Genomic DNA, 21341 nt, shown 5'->3' with positions numbered 1-21341 from the left:
AAATCCTGAACATTGTTCAATATAATGAACAATTAGGAAGAGATCCTCCCAAGCGTCTCTTCAAACGACCGGTGCATCGGCTGCACCGGGAAACTGTCGGACTGGCTTTCCCTCGTGCGAAAGCCAGTCCGCTCATAAACCCAGTGCCTGTGTGCCGGCGAGGAATGAGAGACCTCAGCTCTGGGGAACTTTGAATAAGGGTGGAAATTATGACTGTAGGGATCAAGCCATTTTCGTTCGACACGGTCGGCTCGATGCTTGTCGAGTGGGGAGCTGCAAAGCGCCTCGGCCAAGTTCTGGGCGAACGGTTCTCCGAACGCAAAATCCTCATTGTAACCGACAAGGGCCTGTACAAGGCTGGTGTTCTCAACGAAGCACTTACTTCGCTTGAAAAGGTAGGCTTCGGCATCAGCATTTTTGATGCCGTCGTTGCTGACCCACCGGAATCAGTTCTGTTTGACTGTGTCGATCAGGCCAAGGCGGTTGGCTGCGATATCGTGCTGGGCCTCGGCGGCGGCTCTTCCATGGATATCGCCAAACTTGCTGCCGTGCTGATTGTCTCCGAGCAGAAACTGTCGGAGCTTTATGGCATTGGCAAAGTGCAGGGCACGCGTCTGCCGCTGATCCAGATCCCAACCACAGCAGGTACCGGCTCGGAAGTGACCAACATCACGATCCTGACCACCGGCGAAACCACCAAGATGGGAGTCGTTTCCCGCCAACTATATGCAGATTTCGTCATTCTGGATGCAGAATTGACCTGCGGTCTGCCAGCGCTCCACACAGCGGCCACCGGCATCGACGCCATGGTTCACGCCATTGAAGCCTATACCAGCCGCCTCAAGAAAAACCCGCTATCCGACGCTTTTGCGCGTGAAGCGCTGAAGCTCTTGTCAGCCAATCTGGTTGCAGCCTGCGAGAACGGCAAAGACCGTCATGCCCGCGAAGCCATGCTGCTTGGGGCAAACTATGCAGGTCAGGCTTTCTCCAACTCGCCGGTTGGTGCCGTTCATGCGCTGGCTTACCCGCTTGGTGGCCACTATCACGTGCCGCACGGCCTCTCCAATGCCCTGATGCTTGGCCCCGTCCTTCGCTTCAACATGGCAGGTGCTGCAAATCTCTATGCAGAACTGGCAGACCTGTTGCTCGGCACGTCGGACGGCACGACAGAAGAGCGTTCGGCTGCTTTTGTGGATTACATGGAAGACCTGATGAACCGCTCTGGTGCACCGCGTCGTCTGCGCGATGTTGATGTGACAGAAGAAAGCCTCGAAATGTTAGCACGCGATGCGATGCTTCAGACACGTCTGCTGGGTAACAATCCAGTCGATGTTACCGAAGCGGATGCCCTCGCGCTTTATCGCGAAGCATTCTGAACCAACAACCATTTTTAAGAGCATATCCCGGAAGAGCAGGCTTGATTAACCGCTCTTCCAAAGCTCTGTTTCGTCCTTTCGGAGTAAAATCGTGAGCACTGAACGCATCGACGGTCAGGAGCAGCCATATTGGCCTGCCGGACCGTTCAAAATCCGTCTGCCTTTCGTTCATTATAAATTCGAGTGGCCTGATTATTGTCAGGGCCTTCTGATGTGCGCTGTCGATCTTTCAGCCATCCCGCTGATGGCTGAACTGCTGGGCATGCCTTTTGAAGTTGCTCTTGCTGTGGTCGTTCTCAACGGCCTGTTTTACCTCACGCATCACCTGCTCGGCGATCCGGTCGTTCCGGGCTGGATTACACCTGCCGTTCCGCTGATCATGGCTTATTGCGCCACCTTCCCTGAAGGTCCAGAGCGTGTGCATGCCCTTGTCTCCTTCCAGATGACCTTGGGGCTGCTATCGATATTGATAGGTGCGACGGGCATCGCCAATCGCGTCATCACGGCAATTCCACAGGCCATCAAATCCGGCATTATCATCGGTGCTGGCTTTGCAGCAGTCATTTCCGTGTTCAAGGTTGGCGGCAACTTTGACATTTTCCCGTTCACCATCGCTATCTCGATCGGCCTTTGCTTCTATCTGATGTTCTCGCCGCAGTTCGCTCGCCTTTCGCGCAATGGCGGCATTTTCGGCCTGATCGGGAAACTGGGCGTTTTGCCATGCATTCTGCTTGCCGTTATCGTTGCTCCGCTGTTTGGTGAAGCCAAATGGCCCGAATTCCAATGGACGATTTCGTCTCCTGATTTCAGCACGCTCTGGCGTGAATACACGATCTTCGGACTTGGCCTGCCGCCGCTTTCGATGTTCCTAACGGCCCTGCCAACAGTTCTCGCGACTTACATCGTTCTCTTCGGCGACGTGCTGAAAACCAAGTCGATCTTAGGTGAAGCCCAGCTTCAGCGTCCTGATGAAAAGATCGATTACAATGCCGACCGCGCACATCTTGTTTTCGGTATGCGCAACACCGGCATGTCGGTGCTTGGTCCCGATGTCACCATGTGTGGCCCGGTCTGGGCAGCTATGCAGGTCGTTATCTGCGAGCGCTTCTCCAAGGGCAAAAAATCCATGCACTCCATCTTCGGTGGTGCAGGATCTTTCCGCTGGGGCACCAATACCGGTCTGTTCCTGATGCCGATTGTTACATTGGTGCAGCCAATTCTCGGTGTTGCGCTGACCCTGACTTTGCTCATCCAAGGCTACGTCTCGGTACGCATCGGTGTGATGGAAGCTCGCTCACAACGCGATCTTGGCATTGCCGGTGTTACAGGTGCTGTTCTTGCAACGCGTGGTGCAGGCTGGGCCTTCGCTACCGGCGTTGTTCTCTGCCTCATCATTTATGGTCGTGACTTCTTCAAAGGTGAAACCGATAGTACCTTCGTCAAGGACCAACGGTCGCAGTAATTCTGTCGAAAGCCTCCCGGAAAATTGCCGGGAGGCCTTTGCTCGCAATAATTTAAACCGAGGCCGATTTGCCTCTACCTGAATATTCCTATAGATTTCGGCTGCAGCTCGGCAATCGCTTTTCTCCTCCTGACGTCTATTGCCGCACGCTGCGTGTCAATTCGGAGTAAAAATTGCGTAGTGAACAATCTATTCTTCAAATATCCATAGCAGTTACTATTTTTGTTGCAGGTTTTGGTGTCGTATTTGGCCTTTTGTCTGGCTCATTTTCTATTGTCTTTGACGGTGTTTACATGCTTGCCGACGCTGCAATGAGCGGCCTCGCACTTGTTGTTGCCCGACTAATTGCATTGTCAGCCTTAGCGGAACCGCCGCGCGGAAAGCTCCGTGATCGTTTCACCATGGGCTTCTGGCATCTTGAACCGATGGTGTTAGGCCTCAACGGTATCATGCTGACCGGTGTTGCAATCTATGCGCTTATCAATGCCATCGGCAGTCTGATGGATGGCGGGCGTGATCTCGAATTCAGCTATGCGATCTTCTATGCGGTCGTCGCTCTTATCGCCTGTCTCGGAATGGCTTGGCTTGAAACACGTGCCAACCGTAGGCTCAAATCCGATTTTATCGCACTTGATGCCAAAGCGTGGATCATGTCTGGTGGTATTACAGCAGCACTCCTCATCGCTTTTTCGGTGGGCTATGTGATTCAGGGAACCGAGCTTGATTGGTTAACGCCCTATATCGATCCTGCAGTGCTTGCGCTGGTCTGTATCGTCATCATTCCCATGCCGCTCGGGACCATCAAACAGGCACTTTCCGATATGTTGCTGGTGACGCCCATCGATCTCAAACAACATGTGGATCGGGTCGCAAAACAGGTCGTTGAACGCAACGGGTTCAAGTCTTATCGCGCCTATGTCGCCAAGGTTGGACGTGGCAAGCAGATTGAGCTTTATTTCATCGTACCGACTGATCAGCCTGCCAAGAAACTCGAAGAGTGGGATGCCTTGCGCGATGAGATCGGCGATGCGCTTGGGGGCGAAGGTCCCGATCGTTGGCTGACGATTGCTTTCACAACCGATGTGGAATGGGCCGTTTAACGGCCCATTCCACAAGTGCTATTCCGCACGTTGACGACGTTTGGTCATCAGCATGGGTGCATATTCGAGAACATACAGGCCGAAAGCCAGCATCCACAAAAGTGCCGATGCTGCTAGGAAGGTATGAAAGAAATTCGGCGTCATTTCCGCAAATGGGCGGATCAGAGCTGACAGGATCAGACAGAGATAGGCAATCTGGGTCGTGGGCGAAGCCACCAGTTCACGGCCCGTATGCCCACGGGTGGCACGGGTCATGACTGCCAGCATCATGCAGCCAATGACCCCAACTGTCATCACATGCAGAGCTGAAAAAGGGTTGAGCTGTTCAAGTGCTGCCAGCGCTATGGCGACAAAACCTGCAGGCACGAAAAGATAGGCAATGTGCAGGATGAGCACGAGCCTGTCTTTTGCCACACTCCATCCACGCCAACGATAAAGCCGCACAAGATGCAGGACCGCTGCAATGATTGCGATGATGGCCGTCAATGAATGTTCAGGTGCAGCAATCCAGCTCACGCATGCGATAGCACCGACAAGAATGGTAAGGCCATCATAACGATTGAAAGGAACAGGAAAGCGCGTTGCACCCATACGATTAAGCCAATTGCGTGTGAAGCTCGGTATAATCCGTCCACCGATCAGCATCACCAATAAAACATAAGCGCTGACCCCGGCGCGATTGGCAGCGGCAATATCGCCGTTCGTGATCGCCAGACAATGGAAACAAAAGTTGGCGAGCATGACGATGGAGACGCCGATCAGGACCTTGAGGTTCTTCCACTGGTGACCAGCAATTATTTCGCGTGAGGCAATAAACAGAAGCAAAGGTAGAAAGAGACTCTCGATGCCGATTGCGACATAGAGATTAATCAGATCAGGAACCAGAAAAAACAGTCGCCCGGCCAACCATACACCGAAAAGCATGGCAAGCGGCGTTCCTGAAACGGGCAGACGGCCAGTCCAGTTCGGGACGGCGGTCAGAAGAAATCCAGCAAGAATTGCTGATGAGAATCCAAACACCATCTCATGTGCATGCCAGTTGAGCGCGCCATAAGCGCCACCGACCGACAGGCCGAATGTGAGGGAGAGTATCCAGAGCAGCATGGCCAGAACAGCCCATATGGCACCGCCCAGAAAGAATGGGCGAAATCCATAACTGAAGATTGCCGGGCCAGTCGTTTTAAAACCGCGAGCTATCGCGCCACGGCGTTCGGAGGGCATTGCTGCGGGAGTGGCAAGCAGGCCTGCCTGTGTTGTCATGGCATCCTCATCATGGAACCACAGCCAAAGCGCAATTTATCTGCGCTCTGGGGATAAAGCGTTATGCAGTATGGCCACATATTTGAAACCTATCATTTCGCGCTGGCGATTGCCTTTTCCAAGCGCGCCTGAACGGGCTTTGGCTTCTTGGCAGCAACGATCTCTTCGAGATTGGCCGGATTGTCGCCAACAACGATCAGGGCAACCATGCCCATGGCGTAATGCGGCGTGCATTTCACGAAATATGCACCCGGTTCAGTGACGGACAGGACGTAGTTTTCGTTTATCTTGCTTTTAAACTTTTCCGCAGCTGCAGGGATCATATCCTTGATCGACTCGACATTGTGTCCCTTATCGACCGGAATGAAGGTAATCGTGTCACCGGGATTGGCCTTGATATAGGCCGGCTCAAAAACCATTGCACCTTCAGCGCCCTTGTTGAGCATGTGAACTTCAATATTCTCGGCCAAAGCGGGAGCAGCCATCGCAAAGCAAAGTCCGAATGCTGCGAACGGGATTGCAAACTTACGCATTTAATCTCATCTCCATGGGCCGGTTTCTGCAGCATCACGATGGTGCCCGAAAAACCGTGCTAATGGAGATTTAGCCTGACTTGCTTTCCAACTCTTTGATTGGGATCAAACATATTCAATATAGTTGATTATGACAGTCAGATATCGCGAGAGGCCGGACAAGCGCTCAACCTCCGTTCACGAAATCCAGCTGAGTTGCGCTGCTTCGTAAAATGCTGCTTCGGCAAATTCGCAAGATTGCACGCCAAAATTGGTGTGACCCGCCCGCCACACCAAGCGCAAGACCCGGATTTCACACAAATTCGTCGTTCTCATTAGCGCAATGATTTCAGCTCCTTGCAATGTGTTTCAAAACGCGCCCGCAAATGTGATCGCCATTTGTGTTGACTATTAACACTTCGTTAACCACAGTTTGTTGCAATCTGTTACAAAGCGTTACAATCGCTATGGCAGGTCCTATCGATACGAGGTGCATATTGGAAAAAACACGGCAGATAGATCAGCGGTCCTTGCAGCCAAGGAACAGCTCTGCCGTGTCTCAGATGACATCTTTCTGGGGCCTTATGCGCGCCTATTGGGTATCGGAGCGCTGGAAGGAAGCCTGGGGCCTTACGATTGCGATCTTCATCTTCACGGCCTTCATCAGCAAGACCACCGTTTGGGTGGCTGAAGCTTCCGGCCTGCTGATGAATTCGATCGTCAATGTTAAAAGCGCACCAGTTCAAAATCCGCTCATGGCAATCGCCATGAATGCTGGCCTTTTGATCCTGCTGATGCTGGCCAAGGATGTGATGCTGGTTGGATTTCGCCACCTCCTGTCCACGACATTGCATCGCAAGTGGCGCAAGTGGCTCAATGACAGCTTTTCCAACGCCCTGCTTGATAGCAATCACACCCATTTTCATCTGCAGCAAGGGAAAGGCGCAAACCTTCCCGACAATGTCGATCAGCGCCTGCAGGAATCCATTAAGGGCATGACGGGCGGGGCCATTGGCCTTGTCATGGGTGTTGTCGGCGTAGTGCTTTCCGCATTCTTCGTGGGCCAGAAGCTGCTCGAAATCTCGACCGAAGTAACCGGACTGGAATTCCTTGGCTCCTATGGAGGTGCCATTCTCGCCTTCGCGGCAATCATTATTTATGTGCCGATTGGTACACTGATCGCGATCAAGATCGGCCGCCAGCTGGAACGCCTCAACCTCGGCATGCAGAAAGCAGAAGGCTCCTATCGTGGCGAGTGGACGACACTTCTGCGTCGCAGCTTCCAGATTTCAGCGTCAGAAGGCGAAGCTGTGCAGCGTTCCGTCAACAAGCGTCTTTACAAGGATGTTGATGGCACCTGGAACAAGCTCAACCGTTTCGATGCTGCCTATCTGGCCTTCTCGCAGGCCTATGGCTTCATGTCGAACCGCATCATCGCCTATATTCCGGGTCTCGTCCCCTATATGAGCGGTGCAGTCAGTTTCCGCAATTATGTTACAGGCGCCGAACTTGTGGCAGCCATGATCAATGACTGCTCGTGGTTTATTCAGGTCATGCCAGCGATTGCCAATCTGCGGGCCAACGCCGGTCGTGTTACGGGCCTGGCGCAAGCTATCGACAATGTTCAGGAACCGAGCGAGTTTTATGCAAGCTCTGGCGTCAACCGCTTCACCTTCTCCAAGCAGCATCCTCGTTTTGGTCTTTCTGTTCGTAACCTCACGCTGATGCAGGGGCCTGAAAGTGAAGCACCTTTCCTGCGTTCCGGTGTGATCAATATCCGCAGCGGTGACTGGGTCTATATGCGTGGTGAATCGGGTTCTGGTAAAACCTCTTTCATCAAAGCGCTCAACGGGCTTTGGGCCTATGGCACAGGCGATATCATCTATCCGCAGAAGGCCAAGTCGGTTTATGCGCCGCAGGAAGCCAAGTTCCCGTCCGTGTCGCTCAAGCAGCTTGTCTGCCTCCCGGATGACGCGAGCGACTTCAACGATCTGTCTATCGCTGTAGTTCTTCATGAAGCAGGGCTTGGTGAATTTATCGAGCGCATGAACAATCCAGATGCCGACGGCTCTCCATGGGACATGGTGCTCTCTGGCGGACAGAAGCAGAAGCTGGTGCTGGCGCGTATCCTGCTCCACAAGCCTGCGATCATCTTCCTTGATGAAGCCACAGGCGCGCTCGACCCTGCATCCAAGCTGCGTTTCCACACAGCACTCAAGACACGTTGCCCTGACGCGATTGTTATCAGCATCATGCATGAAGAAAAGCTGCCGACACTGGAAAATGGCGAAAGCGTCTATTCGCATGTTCTTGAAATCCGCAATGGCTATGTCTCGCTACGTCCAACCCATTTCACGATCGACACGGGCGTTGCCATGGTGGCCGCAGAATAGCGGCCATCGGAAGTTTTGAGAAAACAAAGCTAAAAACGGTCTGCCTTTGAGAAGCGAATTTCTTGTTCAGCTAAATCAGCCGGGTCATCATGGTGGGATGGATTACACAAGCTATGTTTATATCGCGATAGCCTTGCTTCCCTTCATTGTCTGGGGATCGATCATTGTTGCCCTGTCCAATGAAAGCCAAGCGAGACAACAAAGCCGGTCCGGGACCTATAATGGCCCCGAACAAGAACCTGCGACGGAAATCTCCATCATCCCCTATGGGCTGATATTTCCGCTTCATTACAGCTACCCATCCGACAGGCGCAACTTCGGCTAGAACGTGTCGCGTTTAATCGCACCCATGGTGCTCGCTCTAGATACTTTTAATTGTCGCATGTTCGCGAACGTTAAATGAATCCATTTAACTGCGACATGCTTTAGCGCATCGGCACTAAAATCGTTTCGCACTTTCCGGGATACAGTCTAATGCTCTATTATCACAATAGGGCACCCGCAAAAGCGCGAAGCAATCAATGTCGAATTCAAGCCTTGATCTTGTCCGGCAATATCCAATCGTGCGCGCCAGCACGCTTGCCATTCTATTTTACGGTTTCGCGGGTGCTGCCACCACGCCTTACCAGCCGCTGGTCGGCATTCGCGTTATCGGCCTGAGCGATTTCACCTATTCACTTATCGCGTTCTGTGCGGTGATAGCCAATCTGGTGGCGAGCATCGGGATCGGCCTCATCTCGGATCGGGTCGGTCGGTATCGCGCACCGATGCTCGTCGTCACATCGCTCGGTATCTTGGGTTTTGGTGTTGTCTGGCTGTTTCCCTCTTCATGGATTTTCGCGCTGGTAACGATTGGACCCATTGCACTTTTCAATGTCATCAGCACGCTTCTCTTTGCCAATATCCGCAATCATTCAAACGGTATGACGCCATTGGAACTAGGTGACTCGATCACCATCGTTCGCATGGCAATGTCAATTGCCTGGATTCTTGTCCCTGGCCTTGTCGGATTGATCCTGTCCGGAACTGGGTCGCCGCTAACCGCATATGCCTTTGCGACATTGCTCTCGCTCTGCTGCTTCATCTCGATCGTCTATATGATGCCGCACGATCGCAAAGTGAGCATCGAGAGCAGCGGCACAAAACCATCAAGTCTCGCAGACCTGCGACGTCTGGCTTCGCATGATGTCATCGCCCGACTTATCGGTACGGCGCTCATCACATCCGTCCTCCACCTCAACGCCATAGCGCTACCGCTTATCGTTACCGGTCAAGGCGGCGGAACGATTAAAGACGTTGGTATGGTCATGGGCTTTGTCGCAGCGCTTGAAGCTGTGCTGATGCTGGTCTGGGCCCGCATTGGGCGCACAACCAGCCAGATCCGCATTTTCTTCGTGGCATCGTTGCTTTACGCAATCTATCTGGTCTGGCTCGCATTCCTGACCACCCGATGGGAAATTTACGCAGCATCGGCCATTGGCGGCATCGGAGCTGCGGCAATCGTAAGCCAGCCGATCAGCTATCTGCTTGGCATCATTCACGACCGGCCCGGTCTGTCGGCTTCCCTGATCGCGATCAACATGTTCATCGCCGGTGGCATTGGCACAGCACTTTTTGCAATCGGCACGAGCTTTGCCGGATATGGGACTGTAACCATCATGGGTGCGATTGTAGGCTTGGCTGGTGTAGCGGTTCTGGCTAAGGTCGAGCACAAAAGAAACTGACAAAGTGAGAATGCGCTTGAACAGAATATTGCTGGAAGTCTGTGTCGATGATGCAGAGGGCTTGGCCGCTGCAATCGAAGGCGGCGCCGATCGTATCGAGCTCTGCTCGGCGCTTGCCATTGGCGGACTGACACCATCCATTGGCCTCATGCAGCTCTCCGCAAAAGCTTCCATCCCAGTCATGGCGATGATACGCCCGCGCGCGGGAAGCTTCATCTGGAGTGAAGATGAATTGCAGATCATGGAAGCCGAAGTTGCAATAACACGCGCCCTTGGTCTCGCCGGTGTGGTGATCGGTGCCAATCTACCCGATGGCAGGCTCGACCAGCCCGCGCTCCAACGACTGGTGAAAGCGGCAGATGGCCTTGATATAGCCCTGCATCGCTCAATCGATCTGACGCCAGATGTCGTGGAAGCTGTTGAGATTGCCAAACAGCTTGGAATCAACCGCATTCTGTCTTCCGGCGGCGCTCAGAAGGCCGTATCTGGCCTGGAAAGATTAGCGATAATGCAGAAAGCAGCCGGGAACGAGATCGTCATCATGCCGGGTTCTGGCGTTAATATCGACACGCTATCCACAATCCTTGTGGCTCTGCCGGATATCACCGAAATTCACGCGTCATGCAGCGCGCCGCTGATTGCCGATCAGACACTCTTGCATTTCGGCTTTGCCGCTGCCGGTTCCACTCGAACAGCAGCAAACAAAGTCGCTGAATTGCGCGCGGCACTTGAGTGCAGCTAATATGAATTGTGTTCGAATAAACATTCAACACATAATATTTGTGTTGAAGTAACATTTTCTTTCGAATAGAAAATCCTGACGCTGAAGCATATCGCCCGAAAATGGGACCCAGTTTTGAAAAGGGATAAGTTGCAACAGACCGAAGATCTCTATCAGACTGTGCAGGCAGCGGCGGCGGAGCTTACTCCGAAGCTACGCGGCATATGTCAGTTGATCGAAAGCGATCCGGTTGGCTTTATACGCTCCACTGCGCGCGAATTGTGCGGCCAACTCGGCACTTCGGAGCCAACGCTTATCCGTTTCTGTCAGCGCTTTGGCTATGCCGGTCTTGCCGATTTTCGTATCGATCTTGCTTTATCACTGGCCCAAAAACCTGCCCTCACCCCGTTTGGTGTTGAATCCAATCCGGTTGATCGACGCGCCGTTAACTTCGACGCAAAGGATACAATCGGGCGCAAGGCAGCCCACCTCCTTGAAGGTGATACGGCTGTGCTCTTCGACAATGGTTCCAGCACTGAGCGTCTTGCAGCGCATCTTGGCAATCTTGCGCCGCTTGTCATCATGACCCGCAGCCTCGATGTGGCGCGGACCGTGCTCGGCCACAAACAGCATCAGGTGATGCTGACCGGCGGCAACATTCGTCGTGAAACCATGTCCGTGACCGGACGCCTGGTTGATTCAGCTCTATCCGAAATGCGCTTCGACACCTTCTTCATGGGGGCCGACAGCATCGACCCGGAAACCGGCGTCAGCACATTTCTCGAAGACGAGGCCCATCAGAACCGCGCGATGATTGAAGCTTCTGGCCGGGTTATCGTGCTGGCCGACAAAACGAAATTCAGCAAACCACGACTGCATCGTATTTGCGCAATGGATCGGATTTCAGCAATCGTGACCGATCTTGAGCCAACCCATGAAATAGCCAACCGCATCCGCGAACGTGGCGTGCGTTTCATCAGTACTCAAGAGGACATTAATGACTAAGCTGGAAACGAGCCACACCTGGCAGGAAATTCACGCACAGCCCGGCATCTGGCTAGCATGGGCCGAGCCGCTTGCCGCGCAATCGGCTGAAATCCGCGAATGGATTGCCGCCAAAGGTATCAAGCGTATCGTGTTCAGTGGTGCCGGCACCTCGGCCTTCATCGGTCAGGCCCTGGCCTCAACCAAGACTGGCGCGATTTCGCTGGCATCTATTGCAACCACCGACATCGTTTCCAATCCGTCTGAAACATTGATCAATGACGCAGAACTCCTCGTCGTGCAGTTTGGCCGCAGCGGCAACAGCTCGGAAACCATCGCAACGCTCGATCTGCTGGATGAGCATTTCCCCAAGGTCCATCGTCTCAACATCACCTGCAACGGTGAAAGCGCATTGGCAGTCCGCCCGGCAAAGGGGCCTGGCGAACAACGCGTGATTGTGTTGCCTGAAGCAACCCATGATCGCGCCTTTGCCATGACTTCGAGTTATACGACGATGCTTCTATCGGCGCTCGCCTGCATCGACCCTACGGCTGACGTGGCGGCAAAGCTTGGCAATCTTTCGGTTGCGGCTGCGAAGGCAATCGCCCAGCTTGACGCCACCCCTGCACCGCATCCTGAACGTGCCATTTTTCTTGGTGCTGGCGCATTGACCGGCGTCGCGCGCGAAAGCGCACTCAAGGTGCTGGAACTGACCGCAGGCCAGGTCATGACCAATTGGGACAGCACACTCGGTTTTCGTCATGGTCCGAAGGCTTCAGTCGTTGGCAATACCCGCGTCGTGGTCTTCATCCATCCAGACCAGCATACCGCGCGCTATGATCTCGATATCGCACGCGAAATCGCACAACAATTTCCGCTCGCAACCGTCACAACCGTTGGCGGCGAAGGCTGTGACCTTGCGCTTCAATTGACTGCTGCCAATCATCAAGGTGACAGCCGCTGGGATGCTGTGCTTTATGTGCTTCTGGCGCAAATCTGGTCTGCCCGCTGGTCTGCAGAACTCGATCTCAACATCGACAATCCATTTATCGATCACGGCAACCTGACACGCGTCGTTTCCGGGGTTAAGATTTACCCCTTTAAAGCATGAAGCATGAGGTCAGCATGATCTGCGGCGCCATTGATCTGGGCGGCACCAAAATTGAGGGCCGCCTGTTCGACGCAAATATGGAAACCGTTCTGACGCGGCGGATTCCAACTCCCGTGAACAGTTTCGAGGATTTCATCGAAGGGCTGGCGGCACAGATTGAATGGCTGAGCGAAACATCCGGCAGTCCGAAATTGCCCGTTGGCATCAGCCTTCCCGGCTGGATCGACCCGGCCAATGGCCACGGCTTTGCTTCCAACATTCCCATCACCGGACGTGATGTGGGTGCAGCACTTGTGGCGCGTTTCGGACGCAGTTTCCCATTGATGAACGATTGTATGGCTTTCGCTTATTCGGAAGTTCACGGCGGTGCAGGCGAAGGCGGCGACGTCGTGATCGGCCTCATTGTCGGCACTGGCATGGGTGCAGGTCTTGTGATCAATGGCGATATTCCCCCACGCTATAATGGTCTGGCGCTGGAAGTCGGCCATACGGGCATGCCAGCACGTATTTTAAGCCAGCAGAACCTGCCCTTGATCCCTTGCGGTTGCGGCAAGACCGGTTGCATGGAACGCTATGTTTCCGGCACAGGCCTTGCCGATATTTCAAAGATCAAGCTTGGTGAAACAATTTCCAATCAGGAGCTGACACTACGCGCATCCAATGGTGATGCGGCGGCAGAACAAGTTCTCAATGACTGGGCAGAACTGATGGCGGAATCGCTCCTGACGATGCAGCTCGTCGTCGATCCCGATTGCATTGTGCTGGGCGGAGGACTTTCCAACATGGACGGGGTTGCCGAACGTGTATCGAAAGCATTCGAAAAACAAAAGCTCGGGCCAACCCGCATACCAGCGATCAGAACAGCCCGTTTCGGCGACAGTTCCGGCGCGCGCGGCGTTGCACTTTACGCACTTAGAGCGCATTTGAACCAGCTTGAATCAGATTCAAATACACTCTAACTATTTGTTTTAACGCGCATCTTATCCGAAAGTCGTTTCACAGTTTTCGGGATGCGCTCTAATAAAGCAGGAGAAACCCGATGAGCCGTCTTGTCGCCCCAGACTTTGTATTCCTCAATGGGCGGCTTCAGACTGGTCTCGTGGCCGAGATCGGGGCTAGGGGCATTGATCGCCTGCGCCCGCGTAAATCAGATGAGACCCCGGACCTCACCCCGCATATCCTGATGCCTGCCTGTATTGATCTGCAGGTCAATGGCGCGGGCGGCGTCATGCTCAATTCTGACACCAGCGCCAAGGGTATCGCGCATATCATTTCGACACAGCGCAAACTCGGCACTGGCTGGGTTCTGCCAACGCTGATCACCTGCGAGCCGGAGCGTATCATTCAGGCGGCTCACGCCGCCGTCGAATGCAAGGGCATGGACGGCTTCTTCGGCCTGCATATCGAAGGCCCGCATTTGAACCCTGCACGCAAGGGCACGCATCGCGTCGAATTTATCCGCCCTATGGATGCCTCCACGCTCGAAGCGCTAAAAATTCTGCGCAAGGCGGATGTGCCGGTGATGCTTACACTCGCGCCAGAAATGGTGCCCGGCGACACCATTCGCCAGATCGTCGATATGGGCGTCGTGGTTTCCGCCGGTCATACCAATGGCACGACCGATGAGGCAAAAGCGGGGCTTGAAGCTGGGATCAGCTGCTTCACCCATCTTTACAATGCCATGCCGCCAATGACCTCACGTGAGCCGGGCGTGGTTGGCACAGCAATTGGCAGCGATGCATTCGTCGGCATCATCGTCGACGGACATCATGTGACGTGGGAAATGGTTGGCATTGCATGGCGCGCGCGCGCAAGGCGTGATCGCATGTTTCTTGTGTCTGACGCTATGTCCACCATTGGTGGGCCGGATCATTTCGAGCTTTACGGCGAACGGATCGAAGTGCGCGATGGTGCCCTCGTCAATGCCGCCGGTTCACTTGCTGGTGCCCATATCGATATGGTCGGCTGTCTCGCCAATCTGGTTCAACAAGTCGGCGTGCCGCTTGAAGAAGCCATCCGCGCCGCCTGTGTCGTGCCTGCCGATGTGATGGGATGTGCTGCACCAAACCTCGGCTCCGGAACGCCCCTGCCTGAGCTTCTCGCTCTCGACAAGGATTTGAAGCGAATTTCCCTCTGACATTCACTCTTGCGAGTCACGTCGTGAGCAGCACGAAAACCTTGAGCAACATTCCCGCGCACTCTAAAAAAGGGGCGCGGGGAATACCGCGCCTCTCATTGAATGCTAGACTTTGAGGCTGTCCTTAGCCAAATTATGGAAGAAGGACACGCCGCGCTCCAGAATTTCATCGTTGAAATTATACTTTGACGTATGCAAGCCTGAGCTTTCACCATTTCCGATCAGCAGATAAGCACCGGAAGCCTTTTCCAGCATGAAGGAAAAATCTTCGCTGCCCATCAGCGGCTTGTCCATCTCTTCAAATGCGTCTTCGCCGTAATGCTGAACCACTGTTGCCTTTGCCTGCTCAAAAGCTGTCGCATCATTGATGGTTGCGGGATAGCCGGTCATCCATTCAAAGCTCACATCTGCGCCATAGCTTGCGGCCTGCATCTTGGCCACTTGCTCGAGCTTATCGCGCAATGTCTTGCGGATAACCGGATCGGTTGCACGCATCGAGATTTCAAGCTTGGCGGTATCGGGAATAACGTTGCAAACCGCACCGGAATTAAACGCGCCGACCGTAATCACACTTGGCTGATGCGGCGAAACATTACGCGCGACGATCGTTTGCAACGCCATGACGATACTTGAAGCGACCACAATCGGATCAATCGTCTTCTCAGGCTCTGCACCGTGCCCGCCGCTGCCCCTTACCGTGAGCGTCAACGCATCGATGGACGCCGCAATTGGTCCAGCCTTCGAGGCAAACTTGCCGGCTTGAAGACCCGGCCAGTTATGCAGAGCAAAAACTTGATCGCAGGGGAAGCGCTCAAACAGGCCTTCTTCGATCATGATCTGCGCACCACCGAAGTTTTCTTCGGCGGGCTGAAAGATGAAATGAACGGTTCCAGAAAAGTCAGGATCCTGCGCAAGCGACCACGCAGCACCCAGCAGCATTGCCGTATGGCCATCATGGCCACAAGCATGCATCTTGCCAGCGTTCTTGCTCGCATAAGGCAGGCCAGTTTCTTCCAGAATTGGCAGTGCATCGAAATCAGCGCGGAAACCGATGGAACGGTTTGAATTGCCGCGACGCAGAGAGGCAACGATGCCAGTCTTCGCAAGACCACGGCTGAGTTCATAACCCCATTTTTCAAGCGTCGAGGCGATATAGTCGGAAGTCTCAACTTCCTCCAGGCCCAACTCAGGAATGCTGTGCAGATGCCTGCGGATAGCTCTCAGTTCATCGCCGAATGTACCCAGTTTATTGTCCGTCATGATCTCCCCCTCAACTCATATGCAGGAACTGGCGCAAACGCGGTGACTGCGGATTACGCATCACGATATCAGGCGAACCGCGCTCTTCAACCAGTCCCTGATGCAGAAAGATGACTTCGCTCGAAATTTCGCGAGCGAGTGCCATTTCATGCGTCACCATCACCATTGTCCGGCCTTCTCTAGCGAGCTTTTTGATAACCTGCAGCACTTCTGTCACAAGTTCCGGATCGAGTGCTGAGGTCGGCTCATCGAACAGCATAACCTCGGGCTTCATTGCGAGCGCGCGCGCAATCGCGGCACGTTGCTGCTGACCACCGGAAAGCTGGCTCGGATACTGATCGCGCTTGGGCGTAATACCCACCTTTTCCATCAGAACCTCAGCCTCGGCCAGCGCCTCCGCCTTCGACATGCCCAGAACGTGGATCGGTCCTTCGATGATGTTCTCGAGGATGGTGCGATGGGACCAGAGATTAAAGCTCTGGAAGACCATACCAAGACGGGTGCGGATATGCTCAAGCTGGCGCGGGTCGGCGGCATGCGATTTTCCATCGCGCCCAACTTTCGTGCGGATCACCTCGCCTGCAACGGAAATCTCTCCCTCGTCAGGCGTTTCCAGATAGTTGATGCAGCGAAGCAATGTGCTCTTACCGGAGCCACTGCTGCCTATCAGCGATATGACATCGCCTTTCTTCGCTTCAAAGGAGATGCCTTTGAGAACTTCGACGCCTGCGAAGCTCTTGTGAATATTTTTGACGGCCAGTGCCATGGAAGTCATTTTGAATTGCTCCTGAAACAGATCAGACCATCGAGGCGCGTGAGCCACTCATGCGCCGTTCGATCACATTCATGATCCGGGTGAGGATGAACACAACTGTGAAATAGAGGATGCCTGCCGCAATCAACGGCTCGAATATCGACAAGGAACTGCGTTGCAACGCGCGTGCGGTTCCCATCACTTCCATGATCGTAATTGTGGAAGCAAGCGAAGTGGATTTCAGCAGGATGATAAGATCACTGGTCAGGACCGGCATACAATGACGGAAGGCCAGCGGCAGGGTGATACGGCGCAAAATCTTGAACCGGCTCATACCGATAGAAAGTGCTGCTTCGATCTGTCCGCGTGGGATCGATTTGATAGCGCCGCGAATAACCTCGGCATTGTAAGCACCCTGATTGAGGCTCAGCGCAAACACCGCATACCACAGACCATCACGCATATATGGCCACAGGAAGCTGTGTCTGACCCATGTGCCTGGCAGGATCTGCCCGAGCCCGTAATAGATCAGATAAAGCTGCACCAGAAGCGGCGTGCCTCGGAAAATGAAGGTGTAGATAAAAGCCGGCCATTTCAGAATGCGGCTGTTTGAAAGCCGTGCCAGCGCGCTAAGCGTACCGAAAATCAGGCCAATAACACCCGCCGTAGCCGTCAATAGCAGTGTGAGCGGCATTGCCTTGATGAGAGGCGGTAGGAACTCAACGATTTTTGTGATCGATTCCATTATCCATGCCCCCGGCTCAGGCGCTTTTCAAGCTGCGCAATCACAATGACCGAGACCAGCGTGATGGCCAGAAACAGGAATGCCGTGAGGCCATAAAAGAAGATGTACTGCTTGGTGGAGGCAGCTGCACGATAGCCGGTGTAAAGCAGTTCATGGAACGAACCCAACACCGATATGATCGCGCTTTCCTTGGTGATCGATAACCACAGATTGCCGATGCCGGGCACTGCATGACGCATCATTTGCGGGAAGGTGACGCGGGTGAATATCTGACGTCTGCGCATTCCGATGGAAAGAGCAGCTTCGATCTGACCGCGTGGAATGGCAAGATAGGAAGCTCGCAGCACTTCCGTCATGAACGCACCATTGACGAAAGCCAGCGCGATGATCGCAGCCCAGAAGGCGCTAAACTGGAAATCGTTTCCGACAAGGCCTGTTGCTTTCAGAAGGCGTTCGGCACCCGTCGCAACGGAAAAATACAACAGCAGAATAACGAGCAGTTCAGGCAGCGCGCGAACCACCGTCGTATAAAAATCTGCGATCGCTTTTATGTAGCGATTACGCGAAAGCTTACCGGAGGCGCCAGTGAGCCCGAAAAGAAACGAGACTGCGAATGCTACGGCCGAGACCTGCAAGGTCATCATAAGCCCATGCGCGAACTCGTCTCCCCAGCCCTCACTTCCCCAGGCCAACAGTTGCCAATAAGAATCCATGCAGATTAATCCGATCATAAAAGCCCAGCGCTTTATAGAACGACTGCTCGGTACAACTCTTATGAGCTGCGGTCTGCTACCGTTCCACTTTATGAAAAGCGCAAAGCATTTTGTGAAATGTGGAGGTCACAGCACCTCGATGAGCGAACGCCGCTGGCGGCGTTCGCATTGGATCGAGTTACTTCTTCTCAAAAATCCACTTGTCGACCAGCGACTTGAGAGTGCCGTCCTTGTCGAGTTCAGCAAGTGCTGCATCGACTTTTTCAAGCGTTGCTGTGTCGCCCTTACGAACTGCATAGGCGACGCCTTCGCCCAGTACGACGCTCTTAGGCGTCACAAGCTTGACCTCGTAGTCTTCGCCCTGCGACGTCTTCAGGAAGTTCTGAACGAAAAGATCTGGTGCCAGAACATAATCGACGCGACCTGCTACAAGATCGGCAACCGAATTGTCAGCAGTGTCGTAGCTCTTGATCGAAACGTCAGGAAGATATTTCGTCATATAGGCCGACTGGACGCTCGATGTCTGGACACCGACGATCTTGCCCGAGAGGGCCGCCTGATCAACGACTTCACCGGAACCGTCGCTTGCTGCGACTGTGCCGATTTTGTCTTCATCAGACTTGGCGCCAGCGACGACCGTACCTTCAGTGTAGTACGGCGTGCTGAAATCGACGACCTTGCGGCGTTCATCCGTCACGGAGAATGCACCGATAATGAAATCGACCTTGTTTTCGGTGAGCGATGGAATGAGGCCATCCCACGCCATCGACTTGAACTCGCACTTGTCCGCAAGCTTCTCGCAAAGGGCGCGTGAAAGGTCTGCTTCCAGCCCTTCCCATTCACCCGCCGCGTTGACCTGCGTGAAAGGCATATATGGCTCTGGCGTCATGCCAAGACGAAGTTTTCCGTCAGCTTGAGCAGCACCACTGGCCAAGACAGCAAGCGCAATCGCACCAGCAATTTTCCCTTTAAAACCCACCATGTTCCCGTTCTCCTTATATTTTTGTTGGCTTGCCTGTGATGATAGCAAGCACGGGGAATGCGCATACAAAAACAGCTCAGGAGCGGATGCCCCTGAGCCGTCAGAATTACTTGCGATACCAGCGAAGCGACATGCAGGAAAGGCCAGCGTCGATCTTGCCGATCTCCGTGGTCTTGAGCGGAACCACGTTATAGCCGCTCTTCTCCAGCAACTCGATGGTGCGCGGGAAATCCGAGCCGACCATCACGACGTCATTGACGCGCAGCGCATTGGCAGCAGCTTCTTCGCCTTCTGGAACGATCAGCTGGCGAAGACCAGAGAATACGCCCGACTTTGCGAGACGGCTCGTCGAAAGAACGGTTTCTTCATCGACCAGCGAGCAATCGGTTTTGAAATGAAGGACGCCTTCAGGGGTCGAGACAACTTCACCCTTGCGACCGATCTTATCGAGGCTGGCGATCAGGGCCGCTGCACCCGCTTTGTCGGTACGGGCGGAAAGGCCGATCATCACGCTCTTCTGCGTGGTCAGAACGTCGCCGCCATCAGCAAAACCTGGTTCCGGCAGTTCAACAACCGTATCAAACATCTGACGCAGCGTCGGTTCGATGACAGCTGTTTCGCCAACGCGCGAAAGCGCGCCTGGACGCAGCAAAATTGCACCTTCGGTAAAGACGAGCGCTGGATCTTCGACGAAAATGGAATCTGGGAAATCTTCAAGTGCTGGAAGGATCGTAACCTCGACACCTGCAGCGCGCATGGCAGCGATATAAGCATCGTGCTCAGCCTTTACGCCTTCATAGGTCGGGTTGCCGGTATCCAGCGCGCGAAGACCATTTACCACCGAGCGCGAAGGCTCACGGACGATGATCGAATTGAACTCATAAACGGGTCTGTTAGAAGACATGGAAGGTTACCCTCAATTTAGCTGGAGCCTATCTACCCGGCTCTTGTTGTTGCGTAAAGCAAATGTGTACCGTTTGTTGTGCGGCGTGAGAGATGAATGCCTGCGAGCATGCAGCGTACCGATCCACCTGCCAGCTCAATCGTTGGCACGGCGAAAGGCAAAAGCTTTGCAGTCTGCTCGATTGTCTCGATCTGAGCTTTGCTTAAAGCAGCGAAAGCGCGGGCAGAAAGGGCCAGAACGCGACCGTCTCGGCCTTCAAGCTCAATGGCATTACCGGCAAATTCACCGATCTGTTCCGCGGTGAGATGAATGACTGTGCGGCCAGTTTCCTGCAGGCGGTCAACGATCTCCTGACGACGGGCCGGATCGGTAATCATCTCGGTGCCGACCAGCGCGTAATCGGTGCCAATGCACATCAGAACATTGGTGTGATAAATCGGCTTGCCTGACGAATCGAGCGCATCAAACACCATCGGTTCGAAATTGAAATGCGTGCAGAAGCGTTCAAGCGCTACCTCATTGGTGCGGTTGGAGCGAGCTGCATAAGCGACGCGTCCAATATGGTCGAGCACCATGGCCCCTGTGCCTTCGAGATAGAAGTGATCGCGCTCCAGACCTGAATAATCGATGACATCCTGAACGCGATAATCGCACTTCAGCATTTCGATAACGTCGGGACGGCGTTCCTTCTGACGGCTTTCCGAGAACATCGGATAAATGGCGACGTGTCCGCCCGAATGGGTGGAAAACCAGTTATTGGGAAAAACGGAATCGGGCAAGGCATGGGTTTCATCTTCAAAGAGATGAACCGTTACGCCCGCATCGGCCAGTCCCTCGGCCATTCTCGTCACTTCGTCGAAGGCTGCTTTTGCAACCATCTCAGCGGAACGGCGCTCATCGACCGATTGAAACGCATTGTCCTTTGCGGTCTGCGCATTGGGGGTGAAATGGTGTGGTCGGATCATAACGACCGATTTTGGGCTCTGGACAGACGGCCTGCTCATTCTCAGACTATTCTCACTGCTAAAACATGTCGCGAAAGACATGCGTAAAAACAAAGATTTAAAACGCTTATCGCGTTACCAAGGGAACCGAATTCAACGCGAACTGCGCCATGAACTGCGCAATGAACTTCGGTTGCGCGATCAGGTCGCTTTGACAGCTCTCAGACATTCTCACACGCTCCTCCAGCAGCACTCCGAG

Annotated in this window: 19 protein-coding genes; 10 read left to right on the top strand and 9 right to left on the bottom strand. The window is 53.9% G+C overall.

Going from position 1 to position 21341, the window contains the following annotated elements:
- The first annotated feature begins 209 nt into the window (after positions 1-209).
- The 3 genes from OIV19_RS10355 (at position 210) to OIV19_RS10345 (ending at position 3938) form a co-directional block, all read left to right on the top strand.
- Positions 210-1376 carry an iron-containing alcohol dehydrogenase gene (locus OIV19_RS10355; protein WP_264231585.1) on the top strand — a complete coding sequence of 389 codons (1167 nt, stop codon included), beginning with the start codon at positions 210-212 and terminating at the stop codon, positions 1374-1376.
- Between the two features lie 91 nt (positions 1377-1467).
- Positions 1468-2838: a hypothetical protein gene (locus tag OIV19_RS10350; protein ID WP_151091143.1), complete on the top strand. Its 1371-nt coding sequence runs from the start codon at positions 1468-1470 to the stop codon at positions 2836-2838.
- 173 nt (positions 2839-3011) lie between these two features.
- Positions 3012-3938, top strand: a complete 927-nt coding sequence (locus tag OIV19_RS10345; RefSeq protein WP_151091144.1) for a cation diffusion facilitator family transporter — start codon at positions 3012-3014, stop codon at positions 3936-3938.
- 18 nt (positions 3939-3956) lie between these two features.
- Here the strand turns inward: OIV19_RS10345 and OIV19_RS10340 are convergent, their stop codons facing one another.
- Entirely contained in the window at positions 3957-5198 is a 1242-nt protein-coding gene (locus OIV19_RS10340) for an NnrS family protein (RefSeq protein WP_264231584.1), read from the bottom strand.
- A 92-nt stretch (positions 5199-5290) separates the two neighbouring features.
- Positions 5291-5731: a pseudoazurin gene (locus tag OIV19_RS10335; protein ID WP_095445076.1), complete on the bottom strand. Its 441-nt coding sequence runs from the start codon at positions 5729-5731 to the stop codon at positions 5291-5293.
- 533 nt (positions 5732-6264) lie between these two features.
- Here OIV19_RS10335 and OIV19_RS10330 point away from each other — a divergent pair.
- The 7 genes from OIV19_RS10330 to nagA all read left to right on the top strand — a co-directional run bounded on the left by OIV19_RS10330 (position 6265) and on the right by nagA (position 14780).
- On the top strand, positions 6265-8103 hold the full coding sequence (locus OIV19_RS10330; RefSeq protein WP_264231583.1) for an ABC transporter ATP-binding protein/permease: 1839 nt from the start codon (positions 6265-6267) through the stop codon (positions 8101-8103).
- A gap of 521 nt (positions 8104-8624) precedes the next feature.
- On the top strand, positions 8625-9827 hold the full coding sequence (locus OIV19_RS10325) for an MFS transporter (protein ID WP_264231582.1): 1203 nt from the start codon (positions 8625-8627) through the stop codon (positions 9825-9827).
- 16 nt (positions 9828-9843) lie between these two features.
- Positions 9844-10569 (top strand): copper homeostasis protein CutC, encoded by a 726-nt coding sequence (locus tag OIV19_RS10320; RefSeq protein WP_264231581.1) that lies wholly within the window; start codon positions 9844-9846, stop codon positions 10567-10569.
- Positions 10570-10698: 129 nt separating this feature from the next.
- Positions 10699-11553, top strand: a complete 855-nt coding sequence (locus OIV19_RS10315) for a transcriptional regulator (protein ID WP_264231580.1) — start codon at positions 10699-10701, stop codon at positions 11551-11553.
- Complete coding sequence (locus tag OIV19_RS10310; RefSeq protein ID WP_264231579.1) at positions 11546-12643, top strand: SIS domain-containing protein; 1098 nt, start codon at positions 11546-11548, stop codon at positions 12641-12643. Before OIV19_RS10315 ends, OIV19_RS10310 begins: the two co-directional genes overlap by 8 nt.
- A 14-nt stretch (positions 12644-12657) precedes the next feature.
- The gene (locus tag OIV19_RS10305) at positions 12658-13602 is read left to right on the top strand and encodes an ROK family protein (RefSeq protein ID WP_264231578.1); all 945 of its coding nucleotides are present in this window, start codon (positions 12658-12660) and stop codon (positions 13600-13602) included.
- 80 nt (positions 13603-13682) lie between these two features.
- Positions 13683-14780 (top strand): N-acetylglucosamine-6-phosphate deacetylase, encoded by a 1098-nt coding sequence (nagA, locus tag OIV19_RS10300; RefSeq protein WP_264231577.1) that lies wholly within the window; start codon positions 13683-13685, stop codon positions 14778-14780.
- Between the two features lie 105 nt (positions 14781-14885).
- Here nagA and OIV19_RS10295 read toward each other — a convergent pair whose 3' ends face one another.
- From OIV19_RS10295 to ctlX, 7 genes are all read right to left on the bottom strand, one after another.
- The gene (locus OIV19_RS10295; RefSeq protein ID WP_151091153.1) at positions 14886-16040 is read right to left on the bottom strand and encodes a M20 aminoacylase family protein; all 1155 of its coding nucleotides are present in this window, start codon (positions 16038-16040) and stop codon (positions 14886-14888) included.
- Positions 16041-16050: 10 nt separating this feature from the next.
- Positions 16051-16815 (bottom strand): ABC transporter ATP-binding protein, encoded by a 765-nt coding sequence (locus tag OIV19_RS10290; RefSeq protein WP_151091154.1) that lies wholly within the window; start codon positions 16813-16815, stop codon positions 16051-16053.
- A 22-nt stretch (positions 16816-16837) separates the two neighbouring features.
- On the bottom strand, positions 16838-17539 hold the full coding sequence (locus OIV19_RS10285) for an ABC transporter permease (RefSeq protein ID WP_151091155.1): 702 nt from the start codon (positions 17537-17539) through the stop codon (positions 16838-16840).
- On the bottom strand, positions 17539-18252 hold the full coding sequence (locus OIV19_RS10280) for an ABC transporter permease (RefSeq protein WP_095445088.1): 714 nt from the start codon (positions 18250-18252) through the stop codon (positions 17539-17541). The genes OIV19_RS10285 and OIV19_RS10280 overlap by 1 nt, the downstream gene beginning before the upstream one ends.
- A gap of 178 nt (positions 18253-18430) precedes the next feature.
- Positions 18431-19234 (bottom strand): transporter substrate-binding domain-containing protein, encoded by an 804-nt coding sequence (locus tag OIV19_RS10275; RefSeq protein WP_191793342.1) that lies wholly within the window; start codon positions 19232-19234, stop codon positions 18431-18433.
- Between the two features lie 106 nt (positions 19235-19340).
- On the bottom strand, positions 19341-20138 hold the full coding sequence (locus OIV19_RS10270; RefSeq protein ID WP_151091158.1) for a dimethylarginine dimethylaminohydrolase family protein: 798 nt from the start codon (positions 20136-20138) through the stop codon (positions 19341-19343).
- 32 nt (positions 20139-20170) lie between these two features.
- Positions 20171-21142, bottom strand: a complete 972-nt coding sequence (gene ctlX / locus OIV19_RS10265) for a citrulline utilization hydrolase CtlX (RefSeq protein ID WP_264231576.1) — start codon at positions 21140-21142, stop codon at positions 20171-20173.
- Between the last annotated feature and the right edge of the window lie 199 nt (positions 21143-21341).

Source organism: Brucella sp. HL-2, from assembly GCF_025846885.2.
In the GTDB taxonomy this organism is placed as follows: Bacteria; Pseudomonadota; Alphaproteobacteria; order Rhizobiales; family Rhizobiaceae; genus Brucella; species Brucella quorumnocens.
This window is presented reverse-complemented; position numbering and strand designations above follow the sequence as displayed.